Origin of the sequence: Pseudomonas sp. NPDC090233, from assembly GCF_044772285.1 — a bacterium.
Lineage (GTDB): Bacteria > Pseudomonadota > Gammaproteobacteria > Pseudomonadales > Pseudomonadaceae > Aquipseudomonas.
The window spans coordinates 1-1,270 of the sequence record NZ_JBIVYQ010000027.1; the positions used below are offsets into that span (position 1 = coordinate 1).

The following is a 1,270-nucleotide window of genomic DNA, read 5'->3' on the forward strand; positions in this document are numbered from 1 at the left end:
CCTAACCACCTGTGTCGGTTTGGGGTACGGTTCCCAGTTATCTGAAGCTTAGGAGCTTTTCTTGGAAGCATGGCATCAACCACTTCGTCGCCTAATGGCAACTCGTCATCAGCTCTCGGCCTTAAGATCCCGGATTTGCCTAAGATCTCAGCCTACCACCTTAAACTTGGACAACCAACGCCAAGCTGGCCTAGCCTTCTCCGTCCCTCCATCGCAATAACTGGAAGTACAGGAATATTAACCTGTTTTCCATCGACTACGCTTTTCAGCCTCGCCTTAGGGACCGACTAACCCTGCGTCGATTAACGTTGCGCAGGAAACCTTGGTCTTTCGGCGTGCGAGTTTTTCACTCGCATTGTCGTTACTCATGTCAGCATTCGCACTTCTGATACCTCCAGCAAGCTTCTCAACTCACCTTCACAGGCTTACAGAACGCTCCTCTACCGCATCACCAGAGGTGATACCCGTAGCTTCGGTGCATGGTTTGAGCCCCGTTACATCTTCCGCGCAGGCCGACTCGACTAGTGAGCTATTACGCTTTCTTTAAAGGGTGGCTGCTTCTAAGCCAACCTCCTAGCTGTCTAAGCCTTCCCACATCGTTTCCCACTTAACCATGACTTTGGGACCTTAGCTGACGGTCTGGGTTGTTTCCCTTTTCACGACGGACGTTAGCACCCGCCGTGTGTCTCCCATGCTCGGCACTTGTAGGTATTCGGAGTTTGCATCGGTTTGGTAAGTCGGGATGACCCCCTAGCCGAAACAGTGCTCTACCCCCTACAGTGATACATGAGGCGCTACCTAAATAGCTTTCGAGGAGAACCAGCTATCTCCGAGCTTGATTAGCCTTTCACTCCGATCCACAGGTCATCCGCTAACTTTTCAACGGTAGTCGGTTCGGTCCTCCAGTCAGTGTTACCTAACCTTCAACCTGCCCATGGATAGATCGCCCGGTTTCGGGTCTATACCCAGCGACTAAACGCCCTATTAAGACTCGCTTTCGCTACGCCTCCCCTATTCGGTTAAGCTCGCCACTGAATATAAGTCGCTGACCCATTATACAAAAGGTACGCAGTCACCTAACAAAGTAGGCTCCCACTGCTTGTACGCATACGGTTTCAGGTTCTATTTCACTCCCCTCTCCGGGGTTCTTTTCGCCTTTCCCTCACGGTACTGGTTCACTATCGGTCAGTCAGTAGTATTTAGCCTTGGAGGATGGTCCCCCCATGTTCAGACAAAGTTTCTCGTGCTCCGTCCTACTCGATTTCATTGA

Annotated in this window: 1 rRNA gene; it reads right to left on the reverse strand. The window is 51.3% G+C overall.

Going from position 1 to position 1,270, the window contains the following annotated elements:
• Positions 1 to 1,270, reverse strand: a 23S ribosomal RNA gene (locus ACIQUF_RS25580); the annotation flags it as partial.